Source organism: Methylobacterium oryzae, assembly GCF_021398735.1.
Classification (GTDB): Bacteria; Pseudomonadota; Alphaproteobacteria; order Rhizobiales; family Beijerinckiaceae; genus Methylobacterium.
The window spans coordinates 2,175,510-2,200,522 of record NZ_CP090349.1 but is presented as its reverse complement, the minus strand read 5'-3'; the positions used below and the strand labels follow the sequence as shown (position 1 = coordinate 2,200,522).

Genomic DNA, 25,013 nt, shown 5'->3' with positions numbered 1-25,013 from the left:
ACGGACGGCTTTTGGGCCCGTTCAACCGCGGCGAACGGAATCATTCCCCGAATTTCGCGGCGCCCGCGATCATCCGTGCTTCCGCATCGCCCGAACGTTGCATCGCCCGTCCCCGGACCGATGGCCCGCCGGACCACGAGGTGGACTTCGGGAAATTGCCCCCGTGGACGGACCACCATGCCAACCGTGTCGCACGTATCGCGCCCTGCGCACCCGGCTCGAACGGTCGTCGCCAGCGCAGTCAATCATGCGGGAACGCCGGCTAAATTCGGCATGGAAATCCGCTTTGGTGCCAAGATCCCGTCACCTGTCTCGGGCGCACTCTCCATGATGAGGAAGGTTTGGTCGCGAACGATCCGACAGTGATCGAGCAGCCGGCCGCGGAAACGTTTTGCCTGGCTTCTTCGAGCAAGAGGGGATGTTGCGATGTACAATATAGCGGATAGACTTGAGCGGCTGCCGTTCGGCAGACCACACTATCGCCTCCTGATGATGGGCGGCCTCGGCTTCGCCTTCGACGCGATGGACCTGGCCATCGTCGCATTCGTCCTGCCGGTCCTGACCGTGCTGTGGTCGCTGGACAGCGTGCAGGTCGGCATCCTGGGAAGCGCGACATACATCGGATACTTCTTCGGCGCGTTCAGCGCCGGTACCCTCGGGGACCTGATCGGGCGCCGCCGCGTCATGATGTACGCGCTGGCCATCTACTGCCTTGCCACCGTCGTCAGCGCCCTCTCCACCGACTGGCACACGTTCTTCGCGACCCGCGTCATCGCGGGGTTCGGGACCGGCGCCGAGAGCGCCATCGTGGTCCCGTTCCTCATCGAGTTCGTCGCCAGCCGCTACAGGGGCCGGTTCGCGGGGGCCCTTGCCGGCTTCTTCTCGTTCGGGTTCGTAGGCGCGGCCCTTCTGGGCAACATGATCGTGCCGCTCGACGCCGGAGCGTGGCGCTACGCGTTGCTCATCACGGCGCTGCCCATCGTCATGCTCCTGTGGTGGCGGCGCGACCTGCCCGAGTCGGCCCGCTGGCTTGAGACCCGCGGCCGCCATGCCGAGGCCGACGCCATCGTCCGCAAGTTGGAGGACGAGATCGAGGCCCGCCACGGCCGCCTTCCGGAGGTGACGGCGGGTGCGTCCGCTCCCCCAAAGGTCGGCACCGGCACGTTCCTCGGAAACCTCAAGGCGCTGTGGTCGCGCCCGTTGCGCCGGGTCACGGCGATGGCGTGGATCGTGTGGTTCGCCCAGACGTCCTGCTACTATGCCTTCTTCACCTGGATCCCGAGCCTACTCGTCAAGTCGGGCATGACGATGACGAAGAGCTTCGGCTACTCCATCCTGATCTACCTCGCGCAGATCCCCGGCTACTACTCGGCGGCGTTCCTTGTGGACAAGATCGGGCGCAAGGCGGTGATCGTCTCCTACATGATGCTCGCCGGCGTGTCGGCTTTCGGCCTGGCCAATGCGAGCAGCAACACGGAGATCGCCATCGCCGGAGCGTTGCTGTCCTTTTTCATGAACGGCACCTACAGCGGGCTCTACGTCTACACGCCGGAGCTTTTCCCCACGGAACTGCGAGCGACCGGTCACGGCGTCGCCTCGGCAATCGGCCGCATCGGGGCCATCGCGTCCCCCATCGTGGTGGGGTACGTCTATCCGATCTACGGCTTCGCCGGGGTGTTCGGCATCACCACCGCCGTCCTCTTCATCGGGGGGCTCGCGGTGCTGGTTTTGGGCATCGCCACCAAGGGGCGCGTCCTGGAGGACATCACCGCGGCCGAGGTCGGCCATGTCGGGTTGTCGGAGGCACCTGTGGCCCCCATGGTCGCGCAAACGTCGACCCGCGCATAGACCGCCCGCGCCGTCGGCCCCCGCCGGCGGACGATTGGGTGCCCGGCGCCGCGTCTGCGGATGCCGGGCATTCGTTTCCCGCTCCCGGAGGGGGCCGGTATCACGGCACGGTGGCCACGCGCCGCCGTGGACACACGGTAGTCTCGACGAGACCGGGGAGACTGAACATGGCGCCACCCGAGCCCGATCAACAGCCGGCCGCAGGGGACGAGTTCTCCGCGATGTTCGCGGCGGCGGGTCTTCCGTGCGCGGAGCGGGCCACCTCGCGCGACCGCGGGCTTGGCCCCTATCGCCGGCTGCTGCTGCGCGGGGCGACCGTCATAGACGGGACGGGCGCACCCCCGTGGGGGCCGGCCGACATTGTGGTGGAAGATGGACGCATCACGGTGCTGAAGGCCGTCGGGACGCCGGGCATGGCGGTCAACCCGGCGCGCCGTCCGGCTGCCGGCGACCACGAGATCGACTGCACGGGCAAGTTCGTCACCCCCGGCTTTGTGGATTGCCACGCCCATATCGGCGCCCCGTTCCACGCCGAGAACGGGCCGATGCCCTCGGCGGACTACGTCTACAAGTTGTGGCTCGCCCACGGCGTCACCACGGTCCGCGAGACCGGATGCTTCAACGGCCTGTCCTGGACCCTCGAACAGAAGCGGGCCTCCGCCGAGAACCGCATCGCCGCGCCCCGCATCTTCGCCTACGCGCCGTTCCCGGGGACCAACGACTACGTCAAGACCATCCATACGCCGGAAGCGGCCCGCGCCTGGATCGAGAACGTGAAGGAGCGGGCGGCTGACGGCATCAAGTTCTTCGGCGCCCCGCCGACGCTGATGCGCGCCGCCCTGGAGGAATGCGCCCGCACCGGCATGCGGAGCTGCTGCCACCACGCGCAACTTGCGGTCGGGCGCATGAACGCCCTGACGACGGCACAGTGGGGCCTCACGAGCTCGGAGCATTCCTACGGGCTGCCTGAAGCCCTGCTTGAGCGACGGACGGTCCAGGACTTCCCGCAGGGTTACGACTACCGTGATGAGTACCTTCGGTTCTCGGCCGCCGGCCAGACGTTCCTGCAGGCGGCGAAGCCGGGCTCGGCGAAATGGGAGGCGGTGCTCGCGGCGTTCCTGGAGTCGGGGCACAGCTTCGTCCCGACGTTCAACGTCTACGACGGGAACCGCGACCTCATGCGCACCCGCCGGGCGGACTGGCACGAGCGCTACACGGACCCGACGCTCTGGGCCTACTTCCAGCCTCAACGGGGTGGCCACGGCGCCTACTGGTACCGGTGGTCGACCACGAACGAGGTCGAATGGCGCGAGACGTTCAGGCTCTGGATGGCCTTCGTGAACGCCTACAAGAACCTCGGCGGCCGGGTCGGGGTCGGCAGCGATTCCGGCTTCATGTACCAGGTCTACGGGTTCGGTTACGTGCGCGAGCTCGAACTCCTGCAGGAGGCGGGCTTCCATCCGCTGGAGGTGCTGCGCGCCGCGACCCTGCACGGCGCCGAGCTGCTCGGGGTCGGGGATGAGATCGGCACCCTGGAGACCGGCAAGCGCGCCGACATCCTCGTCCACGACCGCAATCCCCTCGACGACTTCAAGCTGTTGTACGGCACCGGGGCGATGCGCCTTGAGGACGGGACCACCGAGGTGACGTGGCCGCGCTGCCTGTCCGCGACGATCAAGGACGGGATCGTCTACGATCCGGCCGAGCTTTTGGCGGACGTCGCCGGGATGGTCGAGGCGCGCAAGGCAGCGAACGGGGCGACCCCGTGAAGCCCGTCGAGGGGCCGGACTTCTTCCTCCTGTGCGGGGGGTTGGGCAGCGGGAAGACGACGCTGCTGTCGGACTACCTCGCACAGGCGGAAGCCGCCGACACAGGCGTGATCGTCAACGAGTTTGGGGAGATCAGCGTCGACGGGGCGCTGATAGCCACCGAACGGCCCGGCCTGAATATGGCCTACCTCAGCAACGGCTGCGTCTGCTGCTCCATCGGGAACGGGCTCCGCGACGCGGTCGAGGAGTTGATGCGGGCCAAGGAGCGGCAGGGGCGCCCGTTGAGGCGCATCGTCTTGGAGACCAGCGGGCTGGCCCGGCCCGGACCCGTCGTGCGCTCGTTGAGCGAATTGCGCCACCTCGGCCCGAGGCTCGGCATCGTCTCGACCTACGACTGCCGCCAGGACTGGCTCCGTGGCTGCGAGACGGGCGCCGAGGCCACGGCGCACATCGCGGCTGCCCACATTGTCGTGCTCACCAAGACCGATTGCGTGGACGCCGGTTCGCTGGCGGGCCTCGCCGGGCGCGTCGGCGGCCTCAATCCCCTCGCGCGGATCGTCGTGGCGCCCGACCGGCACGACCGCGCCCTGCAGGCCTTCTCCGGGGTCCTGGCCAAGCAGTCCTTCTTCGCGCTGGACGAGGGCACCGGTGCCGCTACCCATCCGGACGTCTCCGTACTGAGGGTCCGCTGGGCGAGCCCCGTCGACTGGCCGACCGTCGAGGATTGGCTGGAGGACCTCGCCGGGTTTTGCGGCGAGCGCCTCTTGCGGACGAAAGGCTTCCTCGACGTCGCCGGCTCGTCGGACCGGGTGCTGATACAGGGGGTCGGGACGGTGTTCGACACGCCGCGCAGGATCGCGGGCGCGCGCGACGCGCCCGAGGGGCTTATAATCATCCTTCGCGATCTGGACATGCTGTCGTTCCAGGAGTTCCTGGACGCCGTGCCTGGCTCGCCGGCCATCGCGTCACCGTCCAACACGGCATTTCGCGTGAGCGCGCAAGCGGGCGGCCGGTAGGTACGATCTGACGCTTTGCACTCACCCGCGAAGTCCGCTCAGGGTGGTTTCCAGCTAGTCCGGTTTCGGGTGGCGAAACCGGAAAAGCGGACGCCCTATACGAGCGAACGGTCGACTGCTCTGCGCCATCCGCGGACCAATGGGCGAAACCACTTGAATCGCCGCTTTAAACCCGACAGCTGCTGTTGAGACGATGATTCTCCATCCGGCGGGCTCAACGTTCTGACGTTGTGACACATATAAAACTCAGCTCCGTCAGTGGCTTGACTGGCTGGCTCTGGACCAGGCTGATTGACAGGATCAGTCATGACCGAAGGAGCTGGACATGAAACGAGGTCAAGGGACGTCGACGATGGCATTCCGACGGTCCGTCCTTCGGAACCTTGGGATGAGCTTGTCCGCGGGCCTAACGGGATAGGAAGCCCTCCTCGACGGCGGCCGATGATCATCCTGGCGACGGCACGGTCAGCTCCAGTCTCCTTCCGACCCGGCCGCATGGGACCTCGGAATTACGATTGGAGAACGAGGCTGCGACTGTCTTAGTGGATTAACCCATCCGCCAGCGGGCTCAGCATGCTCGTGTGGCTACCCTGGAGGGGTACGTCGAGAAGGCAGCGCAGCCCGGTCGGATCGAACGTCAGCCGGACCTCACCGCCGAGCTCCCGTTGCATGCCCCCGGCGATCAGCCTCGTGCCGAAACCGCGCCTGGACGGCGGCTCGACCCGAGGACCGCCGTTCTCCTGCCAGTCGAGACGAAGGCGCCGACCACCTCCCTCGCACTGCACGAGGCGCCAGGCGACACGGACCTGCCCGCCGACATCCGACAGGGCGCCGTACTTGGCCGCGTTGGTGGCCAACTCATGCACCGTCATGCCGATGGCGAGCGCGTAGCGTGGCGGCAAGGGCACCTCTGGTCCATCGAGGGTGATGTGGTCGATGCCGGTGCGATAAGGGGCCAGCTCGTTCTCCAGCACGTCCCGCAACGAGGCGCCCGTCCAGTCCTCGCGGGTCAGCAGGTCGTGCGTCTTCGACAGTGCGAGGATGCGGGCCTCCAGTTGCGCCGCCTGCGCCTCTCCTCCGCGGGCCTGCCGCGCCAGGGACTGGACCGTGGCCAGCGTGTTCTTCACCCGGTGGTTCAACTCGTGCAGCATCGTCGTCTGCTGCTCCTGCATCCTCCGTCCACGAGCGATCTCGCCATGCAGGTCATGTTCCCGGCCCTGCAGCGTCGTGGCCATGGCGTCGAACGCCGCGCCCAGGCGGTCGAACTCCGAGGGGCCGCTCATCCCGGTCCGCGCATCGAGGTCGCCCCCCTGCCACGCGGCAACGCCCCGCAGGAGGCGCCGCACCGGCCGTTCGATGAAGCGCCTTCCCGCGAAAAGCGTCGCCAGCACCGCGAGAATTGCACCGAGCAGGATCACGGTGATGCCGCGGTATGTGGCTGCGTCGATGTCCGCGAACGCCACCTCGCGGTCGCGGCCGACGATGACGTTGAAGCCCGTGAGTGCGCCATCGGGCTTGGCGATTCCGACGATGCGCTGGCGCCCATCGAGACCCTCGACCGAACGCGTGGTCTCGTCGGCCTGCATCAACCGTGACAGTCGCTCGGCCGAAAGCTTGCGCCCGACCCACTCCTGATGGTCTGGACGACGCACCAGAACCGTTCCCTCCCGGTCGGTCACCGTAAGGGTGGTGCTTGCGAAGCGCAGCGCCGCCTGCAGGCGTTCCGACAGCCGCGCGAGGTCGACGCTGGCCACGATCACGCCGGTCAGTCGGTCGTCGGACCCTCGCACGGGCTGGGCGAAGTGTATCGCCGGCTGACGCGTGCGCACGCCGATCACGAAGTCGCCCACCGCGAAGGCATCGCTGGAGAGGACACGCTTGTGATAGGCGCGCTCCGCGTTCGAGTAGAACCCGGGGGAAGAACCGCGAGAGTCGCAGACGACGCGTCCGTCCGGTTCGGCGACGGAGAGCAGGCTGAGTTGCGGCAGCCGTTCGATGATCGAACCGAGGTAGGCGGTGCAGGTACCCGGATCCTTGCGCCGCACGGCCTCCTCGGTGCCGACGAGGTCGAGCACCTGACGTAGGCTCTGCGCGAGCTGCTCCAGGTCGGCGGCCACGGTCCGGGCGGTGCCCAGCGCATCGGCCCGCACCGCCGCATCGCGTGACGTACGCAGGGCGTACTCGTTGTAGCCCTGGATCGCGAGCGCGGGCGTCAGGGCGAGCGCCACCAGGGCCAGGATGCGTTGGGTCAGCATCGGGGTTGCGCGCTCAGTTCGGCAGTGCCGTCGGATGCGGGCGCCGGCTCGTCACGCGCCGAAATACCCTCGACAGGTCATCGGCCGAATAGGGCTTCTGCAGCAGTTCGAAGCCGTGGGTCCCTTCCTGTGCCAGCACGTGGCTGTACCCCGAGGTCAGCACCACGGGCAGGCCGGGATGCCGGTGCTGGATCTCCTTGGCGAGGTCGATGCCGTTCATGCCGGGCATGACTACGTCGGTGAACACCACGTCGAAGCGCCCCGCGTCGGTTGCAAGTTCGGCCAGCGCCTCGTCGGCATTGCCGGCGAGGACCGGCCGGAAGCCCAGCTCGATCAGCGCCTGTACCGAAAAGCCGCCCACGTCGGCGTTGTCCTCGACGACGAGCACGCAGGTGTCGTGGCCCACTGTCAGGACATCCGGTTCAAGAGCCTTGGTTGGCGTCTCACGTTGCCCCGCGGCGACGTGTGGCAGGTAGAGCGTAAACGTCGTGCCCTCGCCGACCACGCTCGACACCATCACGTCGCCGCCGGTCTGCTTGGCGAAGCCGAACACCTGGGAGAGGCCGAGGCCCGTCCCCTTGCCGACCTCCTTGGTCGTGAAGAACGGCTCGAAGATCTGGTCGAGCCTGTCGGCCGGGATCCCGGTGCCGGTATCGCTGAGCGAGATCGCGGCGAAACGGCCTTCGACGGCAGGGTGGGTGCGCATGGCAGGGATCGCATCCGCCGGACGCACCATGATGGTGATCTGTCCCTCGCCGTCCATCGCGTCGCGGGCGTTGACCGCCATGTTCACGAGCGCCGTGTCGAACTGGCTCGGGTCGGCGCTGATGAAGACGCGCTCCTCCGGCAGGTCGGTCACGAGCTTGATCCGCGCGCCCGTCAGCGTGCCGACCATCTCCGTGATCGCGCGTACGCCGTCGCAGGCGGCGAACACCTCGGGCTTGAGGGTCTGGCGGCGGGCGAAGGCGAGGAGCTGGCCCGTCAGGCGGGCGGCCCGGTCCACCGTGTCCGAGATCGCGCCGACGTAGCGCACGCGACGTTCCTCCGGCAGGTTCGGTCGTTTCAGGAGGTCGGTGGACGATTTGATCACGGTGAGCAGGTTGTTGAAATCGTGGGCCACGCCACCGGTCAGCTGCCCGACCGCTTCCAACTTCTGCGCCTGGCGCAGCGCGTCCTCGGCCCGCAGCAGGGCGTTCGCCTGCTCCTTGCCCGCGGTGATGTCGCGGGCGGAGCAGTAGACCTTGCCGTCGTCCGGCACCGCGACCCACGAGAGCCAGCGCCAGCCCCCGTCCTTGTGCCGGTAGCGGTTCTCGAAGCTCAGCGCCGGCAGGCCGAGATTCAGCGCCGCCGCCCAGGCTTCCTGCGCCGGAGCTACGTCGTCGGGATGCAGGAAGTCAAAGAATACCGTGCTCGCGACCTCCGCTTCCGACCAACCGAGGACGGTAGCCCAGGCGGGATTCGATTGCTCGAAGTAGCCCTGCGCGTTGATCACGCCCATGATGTCCGGGCTGAGTTGCCAAGTCCGGCCGCGCGCCAAGGCACGCTCCGTAACCTTCCGCTCAAGGTCGACATTGAGTTCCCGCAACGCCAGGGCTGTGCGCTGTTGCTCGGTCACGTCATAGCCGCCGACGAAGATGCCCGTGACAGTACCGTCGTCGCGCCGGGTCGGTTGGAAGCTGAAATCGATGTACCGGTCCGTGTCCTCGCCAGCGAAACGGACCGGCGTGGTCCGGGCCGAGAACGGCACGCCGGTGGCGTAGACCTGGTCCAGGAGCTCGAAGAAACCCTGACCGGCCAGTTCCGGGAACACGTCGCGCACGCTGCGTCCAAGATAAGCGCGCGGACCCGCCGTCCGTACATAGGCGTCGTTGACGTAAGCGTACGTGTGGTCGGGTCCGGTCAGGACGCCGACGAAGCTGGGCATCTGCTGCAAGAGGTGGCGCTGACGCGCCTCGCTGGCCTGCAAAGCCATTTCCGCCTGCCGCCTTGCGGTTGCCGTCCGCGTGCGAACCCCCACCTCGCGGATGAACCTGAGTTCCTCCTCCATCCAGATGCGTGGCTCGCCCGTGCTGACGTATTGCAGCGCCACGAACTGTCCGCGCTCGAAGATCGGAGTGTTGACGAACGCCCGCGCGCTGCGCTCCTCCAGGGCCGCCGCGAACGTTTCCGTGCGCGAATCCGTGCGGGCGTCCTCGACGACGACCGTCTCGCCACGCTTAAGGTCGTCGATGTACGAGCCGAAGTCGCGGAACTGGAGCATCCCGGCCAGCGACTGAGCACCGTCGGTTGTCCAGTCGTGATCGACCGTGATGGTCTCCGCCACCGGATTGACCAGGCCGTAGCCGACCAACTGAACGCCCAGTGTCCGGCCCAGGATACCGCAGGCGACGTCCGTGAGCGCCGCAACGTCTTCCTGCTCGGCGAGCCGGTCTGTCAGGTCGAACAGTGCTGTGCGGAGCCTCTCCTCACGTTTGCGTAAGCTGATATCTGCGAACAGGACCGCCACCCGCTGCTGCTCGGGGTCTCCGGTACGGTATGCGTAGACCTCGAAGTGACGACCACCGAGGGCTTGCGCCGAATACTCGAAACGGGCCGGTCGTCCGGTACGAGCGATGCTGCCGTATCGGTCGAACCAGAATTGCTCATGGTCCGGGGCGAGGTTGCGCATCCACCGGCCGGTCACGTCGATCAGGCCCGTATGCTCCTCGAACGCGGAGTTGACCTCCAGGAACCGGTAGTCGGCCTGGCGGTTGGGCGCGTCGAAGGCGACCTCGATGATGCAAAAGCCGATATCGATGTCGTTGTAAAAATTCGCGGTGGCCTGGCTGCCCTGCTCGATGATGTGGGTGCTCATCGGGTCCCACCTGTCTCTGGCGTCGGTGCGTTCGTTCCACGCGTCGAGGGCGGCGCATCCGGACGACCCCCGTCCGGAGCCTTGGGGAGCCGGAGAGCGGTTCGGACGCAGTCGCCGTGCAAGGTCCGGTCGCGATTGTCAGCACGGTGCCGCGCCTTCTCCGCGAGAAGGCAGGACAATGTGTTGTGGCGCAAGTGCTTCCCGGGCATGCTCACGCCTAGCACGCGGCGATGGACACGCGTTTCCCTAAAAGAGCGCCAAGGTCGGACGTACCGTCGCGGCGATCATCGCTCGCATGCCGGAATCGAGGTTCCCTGGCAGTTTCATGATCGCCATGCAGTCAGGCGTTCCGGTGGCACGGAAATCCCGATCGCACGACGCGGAGAAGGCCCGCCTTCCTCCCTTGGAACTGGGCGGAATGGAGGTCGCTCCGCTCAATGTAATCCGACGGGCACCCGACCGAAGCGCGATCATCGTTCGGGTTGCAGCACTGCGCGTGCGGTGCCGAAGGCATCATTCCGGCGCAGCTTCACCGCTTCGGTCCGTTCCGGCCAACGGGAGTGCAAGAGGCCGCGATGACCCGGCTCAGGACTTGGCCGATTTGAGCGGCCGAGTACGGCTTGTGCAGGAGCTCAAAGCCGTGGCTGTCCTCGCGCGCCAGGACATGGCTGTAGCCCGAGGCCAGCACCACCGGCAGGGTGGGCATTCGGATGCGGAGCGCCTTAGCGAGCTCGATGCCCCCCATGCCTGGCATGACCACGTCGGAAAACACGGCCCGGAAGCCGGCGCCGTCGGCGCCCAGGCGTTCGAGCGCCTCCTCGGCGTTGACGACCCATTCCGGCGCGTAGCCAAGGTCCTCCAGGATCTGGGCGCAGAAGCGCCCGACCTCCAGGTTGTCCTCGACGAGCAGGACCGGTTGGCCCTGGCCGGAGGGCGTCGCCCCGGCGTCGGGGCCTGGGACCGGCATCTCGGCCGGCTCATCCGAGACCTCGGGGAGGTAGAGGGTGAAGGTCGTGCCCTGCCCGACCTCGCTGGACACGTCGACGTCGCCGCCGGACTGCTTGGCGAAGCCGAACACCTGTGAGAGCCCAAGCCCGGTGCCACGCCCGACGACCTTCGTCGTGAAGAACGGCTCGAAGATGCGTCCGAGGACGTCGGCGGGGATGCCCGCGCCGGTGTCAGTTAGGGAGACGGCCACGAACGGCCCGCGCGCGCCGCCATGGCCGCGGATCGACGGCATGGGCTGCCCGACGAGCACCCGCATCGTCAGCGTCCCGACGCCGTCCATGGCGTCGCGGGCATTTACCGCGGCGTTCACCACCGCCGTCTCGAACTGGTTGACGTCGGCGCGTACCAGTGCGGCTCCTTCGGGAGCCTCGACCCTCACGCGGATGCGGGCACCGGTGATGGTATCGAGCATGTCGGCGACGCTACGCAGGCGCTCGCCGACATCGAACACCTCGGGCTTGAGGGATTGCCGGCGCGCGAAGGCAAGAAGCTGCCCCGTGAGCTTGGCGGCCCGGTCGACCGTGTCCGAGACCGCATCCATGTACCGCTTGCGCCGGTCCTCGGGCAGGTCCGGGCGGCGCAGGAAGTCCACAGAGGACCTGATGATGGTCAGCAAATTGTTGAAATCGTGCGCGACGCCGCCGGTGAGCTGGCCCACGGCCTCCAGCTTCTGCGACTGACGCAGGTCGTGCTCCATCCGTTCGCGTTCGGCTGCCTCGGCGACGAGGCGAGCGTTCGCCTCAGCGAGCTCCGCCGTCCGCGCGGCGACCTGGGTCTCCAGCGAGGCCCCAGCCTGGCGCAACCGCTCGGCCTGGTCCTCCAGCTCGGCATGCAGCGCGACCACCCCGCGGTTGGTCTCGGCGAGCTCGCGGTTCAGGCGCTCCGCCTCTTCCTGGCGCTCGGCGAGCTCGGCGAGGCTGCGCAGTAGCTCGCGGTTCTGCTCCCGCAAGGCGACCAGCGGTTCCTCGGTCCGCGCCCGGGCGACATCCTCTGCCAGGCTCGCGAGCCTCTTTCCGGTGAAGGATATCGTGCCGTGCGGCAGCCGCTTGGCGAAGGTCACGAGCGTGCCCTTGCCGAGCTCGGTCTCGATCTCGAAGCGGTCCATCAGCCGGCGGGAGCCGGTGATGCCGATGCCGAGGCCCGTCGTCGAGCGATAGCGTCCCTGAAGGACGTCATCGAGGTGGGGGATCCCCGGCCCCTGGTCGCGGACGCGGACGACGAGGGACTGTCCGCCGCTTTCCTCGTCGAGGCCGTACTCGACCCGGCCGCCGCCGGCGTAGCCGTAGGCGTTGCGCGCGATCTCGGACACGGCCGTGGCGATGCGGGTCTGGTCCTGGACCTCGAAGCCGAGGCGCTCGGCCAGCCGGCGCACGCGCTGGCGCACCGTGATGATGTCGTCCTCGTGCTCGACCTGCGTGGCGAGGAGCGGCCACCTCATGCGGCGGTGTCCCGAACGACGAGGACGGTGGCGTCGTCGCGGACCCGGGCGAAGTCGCGGTAGATCACGCCCGCCACGAGCGCCGGATGCGCCCCGGCGATCCCCGGGAAGGCGTCGAGGGACCATCCGGTCGCGATGCCGTCCGAGCAGAGCACGAACAGATCGTCCTGCCGCATCGGGTACTCGAACTCCTGGATGCGTCGGGCCGCATGACCGGCCGTGCCCGCAAGGCTGACCGTTCGCTTGGTCGCCGTGCCAGAGACGACGGCTCCCATCACATTGCCGATGCCCGCGAGCGTGACGGTTTCTCGATCCCGCTCGTAGCGCGCGACGGAGACCGCCCCGCCTCGGGTGTGGGAGAGACCTGCATGGATGGCGGCGAGGATCGTGGCCGGCGGTCTGTCCTGATGGCGCCGGAAAATCTTGAGCGCCTCCTCGGACGCCATGGCCGCCTCCGGTCCATGGCCGAGGCCGTCCGCTACGATGGCCGTCCAGCCGTCAGCCCGCTCGCGCACCGCGTAGGCATCGCCGTTGGCCGTCTCGCCCTTCAGTGGCACCGTTACCGCACCGAAGGCCGGCAGTGCGTCCGAGGCGGCCGGCCGCACGCCGGACAGACGCGCCATCACCACGGTGCCCCCTCCCGCTCGGGAGGCTATGTCGAAGGCGTCGGACAGCCGCCGCACCGCGCCGAGGCCCTCGCCGGCGCTGCCGCCGGTGGAATGCCCGTCGCGCAGGGCAGATCCGATGTCCGAGACGCCGGATCCCTTGTCGACGGCGAGGATCTCGACCCCGGAGCCGGTGCCGTCCTCGTAGGTGCCGACGAGGATTTCGCCGGGCACGCCGTACTTGACGATGTTGGTGGCGAGCTCGGTCGCGACCAGGGCCACCCGGCCAGCCGCGGTCTCGTCGAAGCCGATGGACTGCGCGGCGGACACCGCCCGTCGTCGCGCCTCGGCAACCTGGCTCGCTTCCGTGACTGTGACCCGGTCCATGCCTACTTCCAGCGCGCGATGGTCACGCGGGTGCCTGAACCGGGCGTCGACTCGATGTGGAACTCGTTCGAGAGCCGCTTGGCTCCGCCGAGGCCGAGCCCCATGCCGCGGCCGGTGGTGAAGCGGTCTGTCATCGCCTGCTCGATGTCGGGTATGCCCGGTCCCTGGTCCTCAAAGGTCAGGCGCAAGCCCTTGCGTATCCCGGCCTGGACGATCTCCATGAGGACGTCGCCCCCGCCGCCGTAATCGAGGGTGTTGCGCGCGAGCTCGCTCGCCGCGGTGACGATCTTGGTCTGGTCGACGAGCCCTAGGCCGATCTCGATGGAGAGAGCGCGGACCCGCTGCCGCACGTGGACCACGTCGTCGCCGGAGCGGACCGACAAGGTCTCAGTCTTCGTGACGGTCACGGTCGCTCCCGTGTCCGTCGTCCTCCTCGGAAATGCGGGCCTGGATCAGCGCCATGCCCCGCTCGACGTTGAGGGCGGTCCTGATGCCGGTGAGCTCTAGGCCGAGCTCGACCAGGGTGATGGCCACCGCCGGGCGCATCCCGGCAACGACGGTCTCCGCGTCGAGGACGCGCGAGACCGCGGCGATGCTCACCAGCATGCGGCCGATGAAGGAATCGACGATTTCCAGCGCCGAGATTTCGAGCAGGACGCCGCGCGCGCCGGTGCGCGCGATCATCGCCGTGAGGTCCTCCTCCAGCGCGAGGGCGAGGCGGTCGTGCATGTCGACCTGGATGGTGACGATAAGCACGCCACCGAGCTTGAGGATCGGAATGCGGTCCATGGCGTCAGCCGCGTCCCTCGGTCGAAGCCTGCTGGCGTACCACCTTGCGGCCGGTCCGCCTCAAGGCGACGGCGAAGGCGTCGGCCAGGGTCGCCTTCGAGACGACGTTCAGCTCGACGCCGAGATGGACCATGGTCTGGGCGATCTGCGGCCGGATGCCGGAGACGATGCAGTCGGCGCCCATCAACCGCGCCGCCGCGACGGTCTTCAGAAGGTGCTGCGCCACCAGGGTATCGACGGTAGGGACGCCGGTGATGTCGATGATGGCGATCTCGGCCTCCTCGTCGACGATGGCCTGCAGCAGGTTCTCCATCACGACGCCGGTGCGGGCGCTGTCGAGGGTGCCGATCAGCGGCAGGGCGAGGATGCCGTCCCAGAGCCGGACGACCGGCGTCGAGAGCTCGGCGATCTCCTGGCCCTGGCGCCCGATCACCTCCTCGCGGCTGGCCAGGAACACCTCCATGGTCTGAAGGCCGAGCCGATCGAGGACCTTGCCGGCCGCCCAGATACCGGCCGCGAGGGACGTCGCGTCCGTGCCGGACGCGCGCTTCAGGGCCTCGAAGATCGGCTCCTTGAGCGAGAAGACGAAGTTGGCGGTGTCGGTGGGGGTGAAGCCTTGGATCGCCCGCGAGCGGGAGATATCGGCGAGGGTCTCGCGCAGCGGGACGAAACCAGCGCCATCGGCATCGAGCCCACCCGCCCCGAGCGCGTCCCGGAGCTGACCGAACACAGCCTTGGCCTGGGTCTTGAGCTCCGCCTCGCGGATGCGGCCACTCTGAAGGGAGGCCCCCTCCCGCAGGGCGGCGTTCCAGGCATCGAGGATGGCGGCCTCGTCCTTCGTGACGGTCTTGCTCAGGACCTCGGCGCCGTCCGTTGTCATCAGATCATCCTCGTCACCAGCGGAAGCCTTTAACCTGTCCGGGGCGGGCTCGATAGGCGGCAATGCCATATGCCGGGTCGGCGAAAAGTGTTGTCCCTAGTCAGTTAGTCGGGGTTGTCCATCGACGGGTTTTCCCGGTCCCGGCTATCCCGTGGCCTTCCTGCGTCGCCGGGGCTTCGAGGCAGCCCGGCGGAGGATGCGCGACAGCGCCTCGACCGAGTAGGGCTTCTGCAGCCGCTCGAAATGGTGGTCGCTCCCCTGGGTGTGCCGAGACCGTCGTGAGACGACATTCGAGAAACTCGATTTCCTAGGGCTCACCGGCCGCTGCTACACCTTGCTTGGGATGGCGCCGAACACATCCCCGGCGACGGGACACCCCTGCAGCGGCGGGTCGAGCGCACCTTCGACTGCAAGCAGGCTCCGCGCCGCCGCTCGCATGCCTGCGACCGGCGGCGAAGCCATGAAGCCTAACCTGAAGCGATGCCTGAACGGACCGTCAGGATCCCGTAGCGGTCGATGCGGCATGCACGGTGCCGGACACGGGCAGCCGGAACAGGAAGGTCGTCCCCCGGTCGACGGCGCTCCTGACTTCGAGCACGCCGCCCTGGCGCTCGACGAGGTCCCTGCACAGCAGCAGGCCCAGGCCGCTCCCGCGCTCGCCCGCCGTCCCGTTCGTCGTCGTCCGCCGGTCCAGCCTGAACAGGTCGTCCACCCTGCCAGGCGGCATGCCGACGCCGGTATCCGTGACGGAGATCTCGACCGCGTCGCCCTCACGCCGGGCGGCGACCGCGATGGTGCCGCCGGGCAGCGTGAACTTGATCGCGTTGCTGACGAGGTTGCGCAACACCGTGGCGAGCATGTCCCGCTGCGCACGCACCACCGTGCGGTCGCAGGACGCTTCCAAGCTCAGGCCCTTGTCCGAGGCGGCCTCGGCGGCTCCCTTCAGGACGTCTCCTGCCAGGGTGCCGAGGTCGACGTCGGTGAGGGTGACGGCCAGCGTGTCCATCTGCAGGCTCGCCCAGGAGAACAGGCTCTCAAGCAGGGCGTAGGCCTGTGTCGCCGCCTCGTGGATTCCCTTGGCTCGGCGCTCGATGGAGGCGGGGTCGCGCGCCGCGACGGCCTTCCCGAGCACTTCCGACAGGCCGAGCAGCGCCTGGAACGGGTTGCGCAGGTCGTGGGCGATGATCGAGAACAGCAGCGATTTCTGCCGGTTCAGCGTGTCGAGTTCGAGCGACTTCGCCTCCGCCTCGCGGCGGGCTTCGGCGAGTTCCGCCTGGAAGGCGCGCCGTGCCTCGGCGAAGCGGATCGCCCGCGCCAGGCCGGAAGGCGTGACCTCGGCCTTGTCGATGTAGTCCAGCGCGCCGGTCCGCATCAGCCGCGTCGCCAGGTCCGGGTCGGCCTCGCCGGTCAGCATCAGCACCGCCCGCGCCTCGCCCTCGGCCGCCAGCAGGGTCTTCAGGAGCGCGAACGTGTCGATGCCCGGCAGGCGATAGTCGAGCAGGATGCAGTCGAACGTTTCCTCGGAGGCGAGGCGCTCGCCATCCTCGCCTCCGGCCGCCTCCGTCAGGGTGTGGGCGAGGCCGGACTTGGCGAGCGCCCGCCGCACGGCCGCGCGGTCGACCGCGTCGTCGTCGATCAGCAGGATGCGGGTCGGGTTCGTCACGATGGGGACTATGCAGGAAACTCGACCACCTTCCAGTAGTGCTCCAGGAGCGCCACCGCTTCCATGAAGGTGTTGGCCGGGTCGCGCTTGACGATGTAGCCGGCGACGTTGTGGCCGTAGGCCCGCATCCGGTCCTCGTCGGCCTTCGACGTGGTGATCATGAACACCACCGCCGAACGCAGGTCGTGGTCGGCGCGGATCGCCTCCAGGAACTCGATGCCGTTCATGCGCGGCATGTTCAGGTCGAGCAGGATCAGGTGCGGCCTCGGCAGCTTGGCATGCCCGTTCTCGCCGCGCAGGATCTCCAGGGCTTCGACGCCGTCGCGGGCGACCGTGATCGGGTTGCCGATCTTGCTCTTCTTGAAGGCGCGCTTGAGCCCCTGAACGTCGACCTCGTCGTCGTCGACCAGCAGGATGTTAACCGTCGAGCCCATCTGCCTGTCCCTTCCGGCCGTCGCGCGGCCACGTGAAATGCACCGCCAAGCCGCGCCCGTCGGGCCCGTCGGAGAGCCAGACCTTGCCGCCCTGGCGGTCGACCAACTTGCGCACGATGGCCAGCCCCATGCCGCTGCCCTCGACCTCGTCGCGGGGCTTGAGCGTCTGGAACATGCCGAAGACACGCTCGCGGAACTGCTCGGGGATGCCCGGCCCGTCGTCGGTCACGACGAACTCGACCGCGTCCCCCGCAGGCTTGGCCTCGACCCGGATGTGCCCCTCGGCCGGCCGGTCGTGATGCTTGATGGCGTTGCCGATCAGGTTCTGCAAGGCCTGGGTCAGCGGGGCCCGGGCCGCCCGCAACGTCGGCAGGGAATCGTCCGCCGTGATCGCGAAGCCTTCGGGAGGGCTGACCAGGACGCCGAGTTCCTCGACGAGCGCCTTCGTGTCGACCGTGTCCATCGCCGTGTCGGCCCGTCCCGCCCTGGAATAGGCCAGGAGGTCGTCGAGCAGGCTGTCGAGCCGCCGCACCCGGCTCTTGAGCAACTCCATGTTGGTCTGGACGTCGCCGGTCAGCGAACCCTCCAGGTCCTCCTCGATCCAGCCGACGAGGTTCTCGATGCCGCGCAGCGGCGCCTTGAGGTCGTGCGAGGCGACGTAGGCGAACTGCTCCAGTTCCTCGTTGGATCGGCGCAGGTCGATGGCGTGGCGGGCGAGCCGGCGCTCCAGGCCCTTGCGCTCGGTGATATCGGTGTTGGTCCCGAACCAGCGCAGGATGGCCCCGTCCGGCCCGCGATGGGGTTGTGCCAGCGACAGGAACCAGCGGTACTCGCCGTCGGCGCCCCGGAGCGGGAAGGTGTCCTTCCACGGCTCGCCGGTCCGGAACGCCTCGCTGATACGCTCCACGACGCGCTCGACGTGATCGGGGTGGTGGACGTCACGCCAGCCCCAGCCAAACATCTGCTCGATGGTGGTGCCGGTGTAGTCGTACCATCTCTGGTTGTACCAGATGATGTCGCCGTTCGGCTCGGCGACCCAGGCCATCTGGGGCAGCGCGTCGGCGAGGGCACGGAAGTCGTCCGTGGTAAGGTTCGCGGCTCGCTCCACGCGGGGGCTCCCATTCTCGCAGACGAAGCTATGGCGATAGGCGCATACACCCCGGCCGAGGCTACGTCATCGATGCGTGGCGTCCCAAGAACAACACACCGCTTTCCCTTGGTGATCCCGCTATCGGACGAGCGCCCCCCGAGGGTAAGGACCGACGGGTAACGTGACCACCCGAGCGTTACCGATGACCCGTCGACAGCCGGGGGCGATCCAAAGGAGCGGACAACGTATCCGTGCCCGCACCCGACCCAACTCGGACGCTCGTGTCGGCGCGTCGCAACGTCCGTTCCTGCGGGGAAGTGGGCGGTATGAGGACCGCAGCCGGATCACGCATGTGTCACTTGTAAGACAGTGTGTGGACGCGTTACCGATCAAGCATGGCCGTGCGCGAAACCATCACCATCTCCGTGCCCCCGGAACTACGAACGTTCCTGCAAGGATGCGTCGCCACCGGACGCTACACGAGCATCAGTGAGGTCGTGCGGGCCGCCCTGCGCGAGTTCGAGCGCGCCGAGATGGGTAAGGCCCCGAGCGCGCAGCAAGCGATAGCGCAGCGGACCTCTCCCCCTCATGACCGAGCCTGATCCGATGTCAGGTCGCCGCGACTTCCTTGCCGGGGCGGGCGAGATGGCGACGCTGATGCGCGCCTACGATTGGACCACGACGCCGCTCGGCGAGCCCGAGGGTTGGCCCTCCGGCCTGCGCACGGCGGTGCGCCTGCTCCTCAACAGCCATCACCCCATGCACATCTTCTGGGGGCCCGACGCGACGTTCTTCTACAACGACGCCTTCGTGCCTTCGGCGGGACCGGAACGCCATTCTTCCGCGCTCGGCCGCCCGGCTTCGGAAAGCTGGGGCGAGATCTGGCCGGTGATCGCCTCCGAGGTCGCCAAGGTCCGCAACGGTGGCGGGCACACGTGGTACGAGGACCGGCACGTCCCGATCATGCGGCGAGGCCGTCTTGAAGATGCGTACTGGACCTACGGGTTCAGTCCCATCGATGATGACACTGCCCCCGGCGGCATCGGCGGGGTCATGTCGATCCTGAACGAGACCACCAAGCGTAAAGCGCTAGAGGACAGTCTCCGCGCCAGCGACCGGCGCCATCGCGACTTATTGCGACAGATGCCCGGCTTCGTCGCGGTTCTGACCGGTCCCACACACGTTTACGAATACGTCAACGACGCTTACGTGACGATAGCGGGTCAGCGCAGCTTCCTGGGTCATAGTGTACGCGAGGTGTTTCCTGACCTCGTAGGACAAGGCTTCTTCGAGTTGCTCGATGGGGTCTACAAGACCGGCGAGCCGTTCTTAGCCAGCGCTATCCCGATCCGCCTCGGCGGTGAGGACGAAGACCGCTTCATCGATCTCCTGTATCACCCGATTCGCAACGGCGACGGCGTGGTCACCGGGATCTTCGTCGGCGGCTACGATGTCACCGTCCAGAACCGCGCGACGGTCGCGTTGCACGAACTCAACGAGACACTCGAACAACGGGTAGCCGAGCGGTCGGCAGTGCTGTCAGAGACCGAGGACAGGCTGCGCCAGTCTCAGAAGATGGAGGCGATCGGCCAACTGACCGGCGGCGTCGCGCACGACTTCAACAACCTGCTGACGATCATCCGCTCGTCGGTAGACTTCCTGCGCCGTCCTGAGCTGCCGGAGGCGCGCAAGGTGCGCTACCTCGACGCCGTCTCCGAAACCGTTGACCGGGCCGCCAAGCTCACCGGCCAGCTCCTCGCCTTTGCACGCCGCCAGTCGCTCAAGCCCGAGATCTTCGATGTCGGCAGCAAGCTGCGCGGGATCGCGGACATGCTCGACACCGTGACCGGCGCGCGGGTGCATGTGACTGTGGACGTGCCTGACGAACCCTGCTTCGCGCGTGCCGATTTGAGCCAGTTCGAGACCGCGCTGGTCAACATGGCGGTCAACGCCCGTGACGCGATGGACGGTGAGGGCCGCCTGGCCCTGCGCCTCGCCTGCGGGAAGGAGATGCCACAGATCCGTGGGCATGCGGCGTCCCCGGCCGCCTTTGTGGTGCTGTCGGTCACCGATACCGGCAGCGGTATCGCGCCCGAACAGCTCGCCCGCATCTTCGAGCCATTCTTCACGACCAAGGAGGTTGGCAAGGGCACCGGCCTCGGCCTGTCCCAGGTGTTCGGGTTCGCCAAACAGTCCGGCGGCGACGTGAACGTGAGCAGCGTCCTCGGGGAGGGCACGACCTTCACGCTCTACCTGCCCGAGGAGACGATGGCACCGGCCAGCACGGCGAGTGGCGATGCCGATGTGCTCGGGTCCCCCGTAGGCGCAGGGCAGCGCGTGCTGGTGGTGGAGGACAACATCGAGGTCGGCCGGTTCTGCACCCAGATCCTACAGGACCTTGGTTACGTCACCGAGTGGGCCGCCAACGCCGAGGAGGCGCTCGATCGCCTCGGTGTGGACGGCGGCGGATTCGACGTGGTGTTCTCCGACGTGGTGATGCCCGGCATGGGCGGCGTCGCCCTGGCGGAAATCCTGCGGGAACGGCTTCCCGGCCTGCCGGTGGTGCTGGCATCCGGCTACAGCCACGTGCTCGCCCGCAGGGACGACCATGGGTTCGAGCTGCTGCACAAGCCCTACTCGGCCGAACAGCTCGCCCGCATTTTGCAACGGGTCGTCGTGAAACCTTCAGCTGCTTGTGTGCGTCTCCATGCTCGATGATTGACCGCTTTGTTCCGCCCCACCCAGTGTCCGACGCCGACCGCCTGGCGGCCCTCGATGCTTACGGAATCCTCGGTACAGCCCCGGAACGGACGTTCGACGGGATCGTGCTGTTGGCACGCCAGATTTGCGCCGCCCCCGCTGCGCTGATCAGCTTCGTGGCCGAGGACCACCAGTGGTTCAAGGCGCGCTCGGGGTTTGGCCCAGGCCAGACGCCGCTAAGCCAATCGGTGTGCGCGCATGCCTTGCACCAGGCTGATCTGTTGGTCATTCCCGACCTGACAGCCGACCCGCGCACGCGCAACAACGGCCTTGTGACAGGCAGACCGCACCTCCGGTTCTACGCAGGGGCACCACTGCGCACGCCGGAGGGCCTGACGCTGGGTACGCTGTGCGTGCTCGATACCTTCCCGCGCCCAAACGGGCTGCCCCAGGAGCAGGCCGAGGGCCTCCATGCGCTTGCCGCCCAGGTGATGGCGCAACTCGAACTGCGCCGCGAGCTAGCTGCGGCCAAGGCAGAGATCGCACGCCTAGTCGCCGCGTGATCTGGGTTACCAACGGTCATTGCAAAAGTGGCGCTGAACGTCGGTTTCTAGGTGGGGGGGCAACTACTGTTTCTCACTCCGGGCCGAGGTTGCCGGACGGCTGACGAATGGCTGCTTTGGAGTAACTCCGACTGCGCTTCTGGTGGCCGGGTTGGGTCGGTAGGAGATCGTCCGCTTTTTCCGCAGAGCTGCTCCGAAGCAGACCGGCGGCTTTCGGCCAGATTACGTCGTGCCAGGACGAAATCGTGCGCAATACCGGACGTTCGGCTTGGCGCCCAACCCGGTCATTCGGCCCACTCCGGCGCCTTCTCCGAAGCGGACGCTCCAGTAGCTGAGCGCATGAGACAACGGACCGGGAGCACTTGCCACGCTCATCGAGAAGCTCCAGGCCGAGAACGCTGCCTCCTGTCCCGCGCGGAGGCCGCCGAGGACCAGGCCGTGCGCGTTCAGGCGCGCCTCCACGAGGTCGAGAACCAACTCGACCGCTTCCACGCACTGGAGTTCTGGGACCGGGTCATGCAGGAGATCTTCAAGATCATACCCGCCGGCGGCGCCATGACCCCGGGCGAGATCCTGACCAAGCTCCGGCCCTGGACCATTCGCGGCGCCGCCTTCCACAAGGAGCCGCTCAAGCCCGTCACCGTCAAGGAGAAGATGGACGTGCGGGTCGGCTTCGGGCGCTACTTCGAGGCCCAGCCCGACGGGCGCTACGGCAGGCGCAGAGGACTCACGCCCCACGGAAAGCCAAGAGGCGCGGCCGATTATGGGGCCACCTTCGGCGGCCTCACCGCCGCAGCTCAGCGGGCGCGGGTCTGGGCCAGCCACCGCAGCGACGCCGCCAGGGCGGCGTGCGCCTCGTCGAGGATGGGATACACCGAGCTCGCGTTGATCTCGCAGAGAACATAGGTGCCCTCGCAGGCGGCGTTCCTCAACCCGAGCAGGAAGTCGGCGTCCCAGACGGCCGGCAGGTCGGCCGGCCCTAACCCGAGCCGTGCCGCCATCCCGGGTCTCCACTCCGCTTCCTCCAGACTGCGTAGCCACTTGAAGCGCGCCTCGTCCAGCCCGGAGTAAGGCGCGGCAGCGCCCACCCGCTGCGCTACCCCGGAGCTGTCAATCCTTGACGGCCCGGCGGGGGAGCGCGTAGGTCCAGCAATGTCCAGCACGCCGACGCGCAACATCTCCCTGACGACCGAGCTGGAGAGCTACATCCGCGCGCAGGTCGCGACCGGGCACTACTCGAACGCCAGCGAGGTCGTCCGCGCCGGGTTGCGCCTCTTGATGGAGCGCGACCGAGTCGTGCCACGCACCCGCGTTGCGACAGCGAAGCCGTCGTCCGCTCGATGAGCACCTCCGGGCTCGACCCGTCCGCCGCGCATGACTTCCAGGCCGACATTCTCGGCGTAGAGAGCATCGCCGCCGTCCCGACGATCCTGGACGTCGTCTGCCGCACTACCGGCATGGGCTTCGCCGCCGTGGCGCGCGTCACCGAGGACCGTTGGGTCGCCTGCAGCGTCAGCGACGACATCGCGTTCGGCCTCAAGGCCGGTGGCGAGCTGAAGGTCGAGACCACCATCTGCCACGAAATCCGGCAGGGCGGGAAGGCCGTGGTCATCAACCACGTCGGCGAGGACCCGACCTATCGCGGGCATCCCACGCCCGCGCTGTACGGCTTCCAGAGCTACATCTCGATGCCGATCGTGCTGCCGGACGGCATGTTCTTCGGCACGCTCTGCGCCATCGACCCCAAGCCGGCCAACCTGAACACGCCGGCCATAATTGGCATGTTCAAGATGTTCGCCGACCTGATCGGCTTCCACCTCGATGCCAACCAGCGTGTGGTGTCGAGCGGCGCGGCGCTGCGGCTCTACGCCAACATCGTGCAGTCGGACGCGGCGCCGATCTGCGCCTTCAACAAGGACTTCCGCCTGATTGCCTTCAACAAGGCCCACAACGACGAGTTTTTTCGGGTCAACGGCTTCCACACGAAGGTCGGCGACGTATTCCCGGACCTGTTCATCCCGGAACAGGCCGCCGTCATGCGCGCCAACATGAGCCGGGCGTTGACGGGCGAGGCGTACAAGGTTGAGGCGGTCTTCGGCCGTCCCGAGTTCGGGCAGCCCTGCTGGGAGATCACTTACACGCCCCTGCGCGACGAGACGGGCGCCATCATCGGGGCCTTCCACCAGGCGCACGACATCAGCGCGCGGCTCCTGGCCGAGGCCGAGCTTAGGGACGCCCAGGAAGCGTTGCGCCAGTCGCAGAAGCTAGAGGCAGTCGGACAGCTCACGGGCGGGGTCGCGCATGACTTCAACAACCTGCTGACCATCATCCGCTCGTCCATCGACTTCCTGCGCCGCCCGAATCTGCCGGAGGAACGACGCGCCCGCTACATGGACGCGGTCTCGGACACCGTCGACCGCGCTGCCAAGCTGACCGGCCAGCTCCTTGCCTTCGCCCGGCGGCAGACACTCAAGCCCGAGGTCTTCGAGGTCGGCGCACGGCTGCACGCGGTGGCCGACATGCTCGACACGGTCACCGGCGCCCGCATCCACGTGGTCACGGAGACGCCGGACGCGCCGTGCTTCGTGCGGGCTGACCTCAGCCAGTTCGAGACCGCGCTCGTGAACATGGCGGTCAACGCTCGCGACGCCATGGACGGCGAGGGCACGCTCACGCTGCGGCTGGTCTGCTCCGGGGCGATGCCGCCGATCCGAGGCCATGCGGGTGCGCCCGGTCGCTTCGCGGCCGTATCCCTTGCTGACACCGGCGGAGGCATCGCCCCGCAACAGCTCGTGCAGATCTTCGAGCCGTTCTTCACGACGAAGGCGGTCGGCAAGGGCACCGGCCTCGGCCTGTCTCAGGTGTTCGGCTTCGCCAAGCAGTCTGGCGGCGACGTCTCGGTCGAGAGCATGGTCGGGCAAGGCACTACCTTCACGCTCTACTTGCCGGAGATCGAGGCCGAGCCGAACCGGGAATCGGTCGCCAGGCAAGGAAGCGCGGATTTCCCGACCGGCGCCGGCGAAAGCGTGTTGGTGGTGGAGGACAACGTCGAGGTCGGTCGCTTCGCCACGCAGATCCTGGAGGATCTGGGCTACCGCACGACTTGGGCGACGAACGCCGAGGATGCGCTGGAGAAACTCGGGCCGGACGGCTCCGGGTTCGACGCGGTGTTCTCGGACGTGGTCATGCCGGGCATGGGTGGGATCCAGCTGGCCAAAACGCTCCGACTGCGTATGCCCGGGCTACCGGTGCTTCTGGCCTCGGGCTACAGCCATGTGCTGGCGCAGGAAGGGGCGCACGACTTCGAACTTCTGCATAAGCCGTACTCGGCGGACCAGCTCGGCCGTATCCTCCCCCGGCTTATCGCCAAGACCTGATCTTTCCGACAGCGGTCGGTGCCAAGGCGCTCGGCACGCCTCAGGCCTCCGGTGCAGGGGAAGCGCGCCCCGGCCGGTCGCGACCGTGCGGTGAAGACGAACCTTGTCGCGGTCCCGGGTCCGCCCGTGACCCGCACGGGATCGGGCGGCGTTAATCCCCCCGCGGCCGTGCGTCGGCTCTGTCCCCTGCGCCCCGACCCAACGACGGGATGGCAGACTGCAGATATAAGGCGGACAGCCACGTCCTGGTGCAGTTTGCAGTCGACATCCTCCATCGGGTCTCGTCACCGTGGTGGCGGCGGCTTTCCAAAGACGGGGCATCGAGGTGGACCATGCC

Annotated in this window: 20 protein-coding genes; 9 read left to right on the top strand and 11 right to left on the bottom strand. The window is 67.8% G+C overall.

Features of this window, described 5'->3' with window-relative positions; translation table 11 throughout:
* The first annotated feature begins 426 nt into the window (after positions 1 to 426).
* The 3 genes from LXM90_RS10570 to LXM90_RS10560 all read left to right on the top strand — a co-directional run bounded on the left by LXM90_RS10570 (position 427) and on the right by LXM90_RS10560 (position 4,633).
* Positions 427 to 1,848 (top strand): MFS transporter, encoded by a 1,422-nt coding sequence (locus LXM90_RS10570; protein ID WP_234082642.1) that lies wholly within the window; start codon positions 427 to 429, stop codon positions 1,846 to 1,848.
* A gap of 167 nt (positions 1,849 to 2,015) precedes the next feature.
* Positions 2,016 to 3,617, top strand: a complete 1,602-nt coding sequence (locus LXM90_RS10565; protein ID WP_234082639.1) for an amidohydrolase family protein — start codon at positions 2,016 to 2,018, stop codon at positions 3,615 to 3,617.
* On the top strand, positions 3,614 to 4,633 hold the full coding sequence (locus tag LXM90_RS10560; RefSeq protein ID WP_234082637.1) for a CobW family GTP-binding protein: 1,020 nt from the start codon (positions 3,614 to 3,616) through the stop codon (positions 4,631 to 4,633). The genes LXM90_RS10565 and LXM90_RS10560 overlap by 4 nt, the downstream gene beginning before the upstream one ends.
* Positions 4,634 to 5,172: 539 nt before the next feature.
* Here LXM90_RS10560 and LXM90_RS10555 read toward each other — a convergent pair.
* The 10 genes from LXM90_RS10555 to LXM90_RS10510 all read right to left on the bottom strand — a co-directional run bounded on the left by LXM90_RS10555 (position 5,173) and on the right by LXM90_RS10510 (position 18,054).
* Entirely contained in the window at positions 5,173 to 6,888 is a 1,716-nt protein-coding gene (locus LXM90_RS10555; protein WP_234082634.1) for an HWE histidine kinase domain-containing protein, read from the bottom strand.
* A 13-nt stretch (positions 6,889 to 6,901) separates the two neighbouring features.
* A complete protein-coding gene (locus tag LXM90_RS10550; RefSeq protein WP_234082631.1) occupies positions 6,902 to 9,742 on the bottom strand; it encodes a PAS domain-containing protein in 2,841 nt (946 codons plus the stop codon).
* A 529-nt stretch (positions 9,743 to 10,271) separates the two neighbouring features.
* On the bottom strand, positions 10,272 to 12,188 hold the full coding sequence (locus LXM90_RS10545; RefSeq protein WP_048431755.1) for an ATP-binding protein: 1,917 nt from the start codon (positions 12,186 to 12,188) through the stop codon (positions 10,272 to 10,274).
* Positions 12,185 to 13,180, bottom strand: coding sequence for an ATP-binding protein (locus LXM90_RS10540; RefSeq protein ID WP_234082628.1), 996 nt, complete (start codon positions 13,178 to 13,180; stop codon positions 12,185 to 12,187). Before LXM90_RS10540 ends, LXM90_RS10545 begins: the two co-directional genes overlap by 4 nt.
* Before the next feature lie 2 nt (positions 13,181 to 13,182).
* On the bottom strand, positions 13,183 to 13,587 hold the full coding sequence (locus LXM90_RS10535; protein WP_234082625.1) for an anti-sigma regulatory factor: 405 nt from the start codon (positions 13,585 to 13,587) through the stop codon (positions 13,183 to 13,185).
* Positions 13,568 to 13,969 (bottom strand): STAS domain-containing protein, encoded by a 402-nt coding sequence (locus tag LXM90_RS10530; RefSeq protein ID WP_056271262.1) that lies wholly within the window; start codon positions 13,967 to 13,969, stop codon positions 13,568 to 13,570. Before LXM90_RS10530 ends, LXM90_RS10535 begins: the two co-directional genes overlap by 20 nt.
* Positions 13,970 to 13,973: 4 nt before the next feature.
* The gene (locus tag LXM90_RS10525; protein ID WP_234082623.1) at positions 13,974 to 14,849 is read right to left on the bottom strand and encodes an STAS domain-containing protein; all 876 of its coding nucleotides are present in this window, start codon (positions 14,847 to 14,849) and stop codon (positions 13,974 to 13,976) included.
* Between the two features lie 496 nt (positions 14,850 to 15,345).
* Entirely contained in the window at positions 15,346 to 16,512 is a 1,167-nt protein-coding gene (locus LXM90_RS10520; protein ID WP_234082621.1) for a hybrid sensor histidine kinase/response regulator, read from the bottom strand.
* A gap of 8 nt (positions 16,513 to 16,520) precedes the next feature.
* The gene (locus tag LXM90_RS10515; RefSeq protein WP_234082619.1) at positions 16,521 to 16,946 is read right to left on the bottom strand and encodes a response regulator; all 426 of its coding nucleotides are present in this window, start codon (positions 16,944 to 16,946) and stop codon (positions 16,521 to 16,523) included.
* Positions 16,930 to 18,054 (bottom strand): sensor histidine kinase, encoded by a 1,125-nt coding sequence (locus tag LXM90_RS10510; protein ID WP_234082617.1) that lies wholly within the window; start codon positions 18,052 to 18,054, stop codon positions 16,930 to 16,932. Before LXM90_RS10510 ends, LXM90_RS10515 begins: the two co-directional genes overlap by 17 nt.
* Positions 18,055 to 18,431: 377 nt before the next feature.
* On the opposite strand from LXM90_RS10510, the gene LXM90_RS10505 reads away from it, so the two are divergent.
* The 4 genes from LXM90_RS10505 (at position 18,432) to LXM90_RS10490 (ending at position 22,205) form a co-directional block, all read left to right on the top strand.
* A complete protein-coding gene (locus LXM90_RS10505) occupies positions 18,432 to 18,638 on the top strand; it encodes a type II toxin-antitoxin system ParD family antitoxin (RefSeq protein WP_234082615.1) in 207 nt (68 codons plus the stop codon).
* Positions 18,625 to 20,754: a PAS domain-containing sensor histidine kinase gene (locus LXM90_RS10500; protein WP_234082613.1), complete on the top strand. Its 2,130-nt coding sequence runs from the start codon at positions 18,625 to 18,627 to the stop codon at positions 20,752 to 20,754. Before LXM90_RS10505 ends, LXM90_RS10500 begins: the two co-directional genes overlap by 14 nt.
* A complete protein-coding gene (locus LXM90_RS10495) occupies positions 20,751 to 21,299 on the top strand; it encodes a GAF domain-containing protein (protein WP_326491899.1) in 549 nt (182 codons plus the stop codon). Before LXM90_RS10500 ends, LXM90_RS10495 begins: the two co-directional genes overlap by 4 nt.
* A gap of 438 nt (positions 21,300 to 21,737) precedes the next feature.
* Complete coding sequence (locus tag LXM90_RS10490; protein WP_234082612.1) at positions 21,738 to 22,205, top strand: hypothetical protein; 468 nt, start codon at positions 21,738 to 21,740, stop codon at positions 22,203 to 22,205.
* On the opposite strand, the gene LXM90_RS32005 is transcribed toward LXM90_RS10490, so the two are convergent.
* Entirely contained in the window at positions 22,097 to 22,477 is a 381-nt protein-coding gene (locus tag LXM90_RS32005; protein WP_326491898.1) for a hypothetical protein, read from the bottom strand. The two genes, LXM90_RS10490 and LXM90_RS32005, sit on opposite strands and share 109 nt — an antisense overlap.
* On the opposite strand from LXM90_RS32005, the gene LXM90_RS10485 reads away from it, so the two are divergent.
* Positions 22,452 to 22,643 (top strand): type II toxin-antitoxin system ParD family antitoxin, encoded by a 192-nt coding sequence (locus LXM90_RS10485; protein WP_234082610.1) that lies wholly within the window; start codon positions 22,452 to 22,454, stop codon positions 22,641 to 22,643. The genes LXM90_RS32005 and LXM90_RS10485 overlap by 26 nt on opposite strands.
* Positions 22,640 to 24,676, top strand: coding sequence for an ATP-binding protein (locus tag LXM90_RS10480; protein WP_234082607.1), 2,037 nt, complete (start codon positions 22,640 to 22,642; stop codon positions 24,674 to 24,676). The genes LXM90_RS10485 and LXM90_RS10480 overlap by 4 nt, the downstream gene beginning before the upstream one ends.
* Positions 24,677 to 25,013: the final 337 nt, after the last annotated feature.

Excerpts from the sequence above, each read along its gene's own strand:
- LXM90_RS10540 (WP_234082628.1), bottom strand. The coding sequence starts at position 13,180 with ATGGACCGGGTCACAGTCACGGAAGCGAGCCAGGTTGCCGAGGCGCGA.
- LXM90_RS10545 (WP_048431755.1), bottom strand. The coding sequence starts at position 12,188 with ATGAGGTGGCCGCTCCTCGCCACGCAGGTCGAGCACGAGGACGACATC.
- LXM90_RS10550 (WP_234082631.1), bottom strand. The coding sequence starts at position 9,742 with ATGAGCACCCACATCATCGAGCAGGGCAGCCAGGCCACCGCGAATTTT.
- LXM90_RS10500 (WP_234082613.1), top strand. The coding sequence starts at position 18,625 with ATGACCGAGCCTGATCCGATGTCAGGTCGCCGCGACTTCCTTGCCGGG.
- LXM90_RS10525 (WP_234082623.1), bottom strand. The coding sequence starts at position 14,849 with ATGACAACGGACGGCGCCGAGGTCCTGAGCAAGACCGTCACGAAGGAC.
- LXM90_RS10530 (WP_056271262.1), bottom strand. The coding sequence starts at position 13,969 with ATGGACCGCATTCCGATCCTCAAGCTCGGTGGCGTGCTTATCGTCACC.
- LXM90_RS32005 (WP_326491898.1), bottom strand. The coding sequence starts at position 22,477 with ATGTTGCGCGTCGGCGTGCTGGACATTGCTGGACCTACGCGCTCCCCC.
- LXM90_RS10515 (WP_234082619.1), bottom strand. The coding sequence starts at position 16,946 with ATGGGCTCGACGGTTAACATCCTGCTGGTCGACGACGACGAGGTCGAC.
- LXM90_RS10565 (WP_234082639.1), top strand. The coding sequence starts at position 2,016 with ATGGCGCCACCCGAGCCCGATCAACAGCCGGCCGCAGGGGACGAGTTC.
- LXM90_RS10555 (WP_234082634.1), bottom strand. The coding sequence starts at position 6,888 with ATGCTGACCCAACGCATCCTGGCCCTGGTGGCGCTCGCCCTGACGCCC.
- LXM90_RS10505 (WP_234082615.1), top strand. The coding sequence starts at position 18,432 with ATGGCCGTGCGCGAAACCATCACCATCTCCGTGCCCCCGGAACTACGA.
- LXM90_RS10485 (WP_234082610.1), top strand. The coding sequence starts at position 22,452 with ATGTCCAGCACGCCGACGCGCAACATCTCCCTGACGACCGAGCTGGAG.
- LXM90_RS10480 (WP_234082607.1), top strand. The coding sequence starts at position 22,640 with ATGAGCACCTCCGGGCTCGACCCGTCCGCCGCGCATGACTTCCAGGCC.
- LXM90_RS10495 (WP_326491899.1), top strand. The coding sequence starts at position 20,751 with ATGATTGACCGCTTTGTTCCGCCCCACCCAGTGTCCGACGCCGACCGC.
- LXM90_RS10570 (WP_234082642.1), top strand. The coding sequence starts at position 427 with ATGTACAATATAGCGGATAGACTTGAGCGGCTGCCGTTCGGCAGACCA.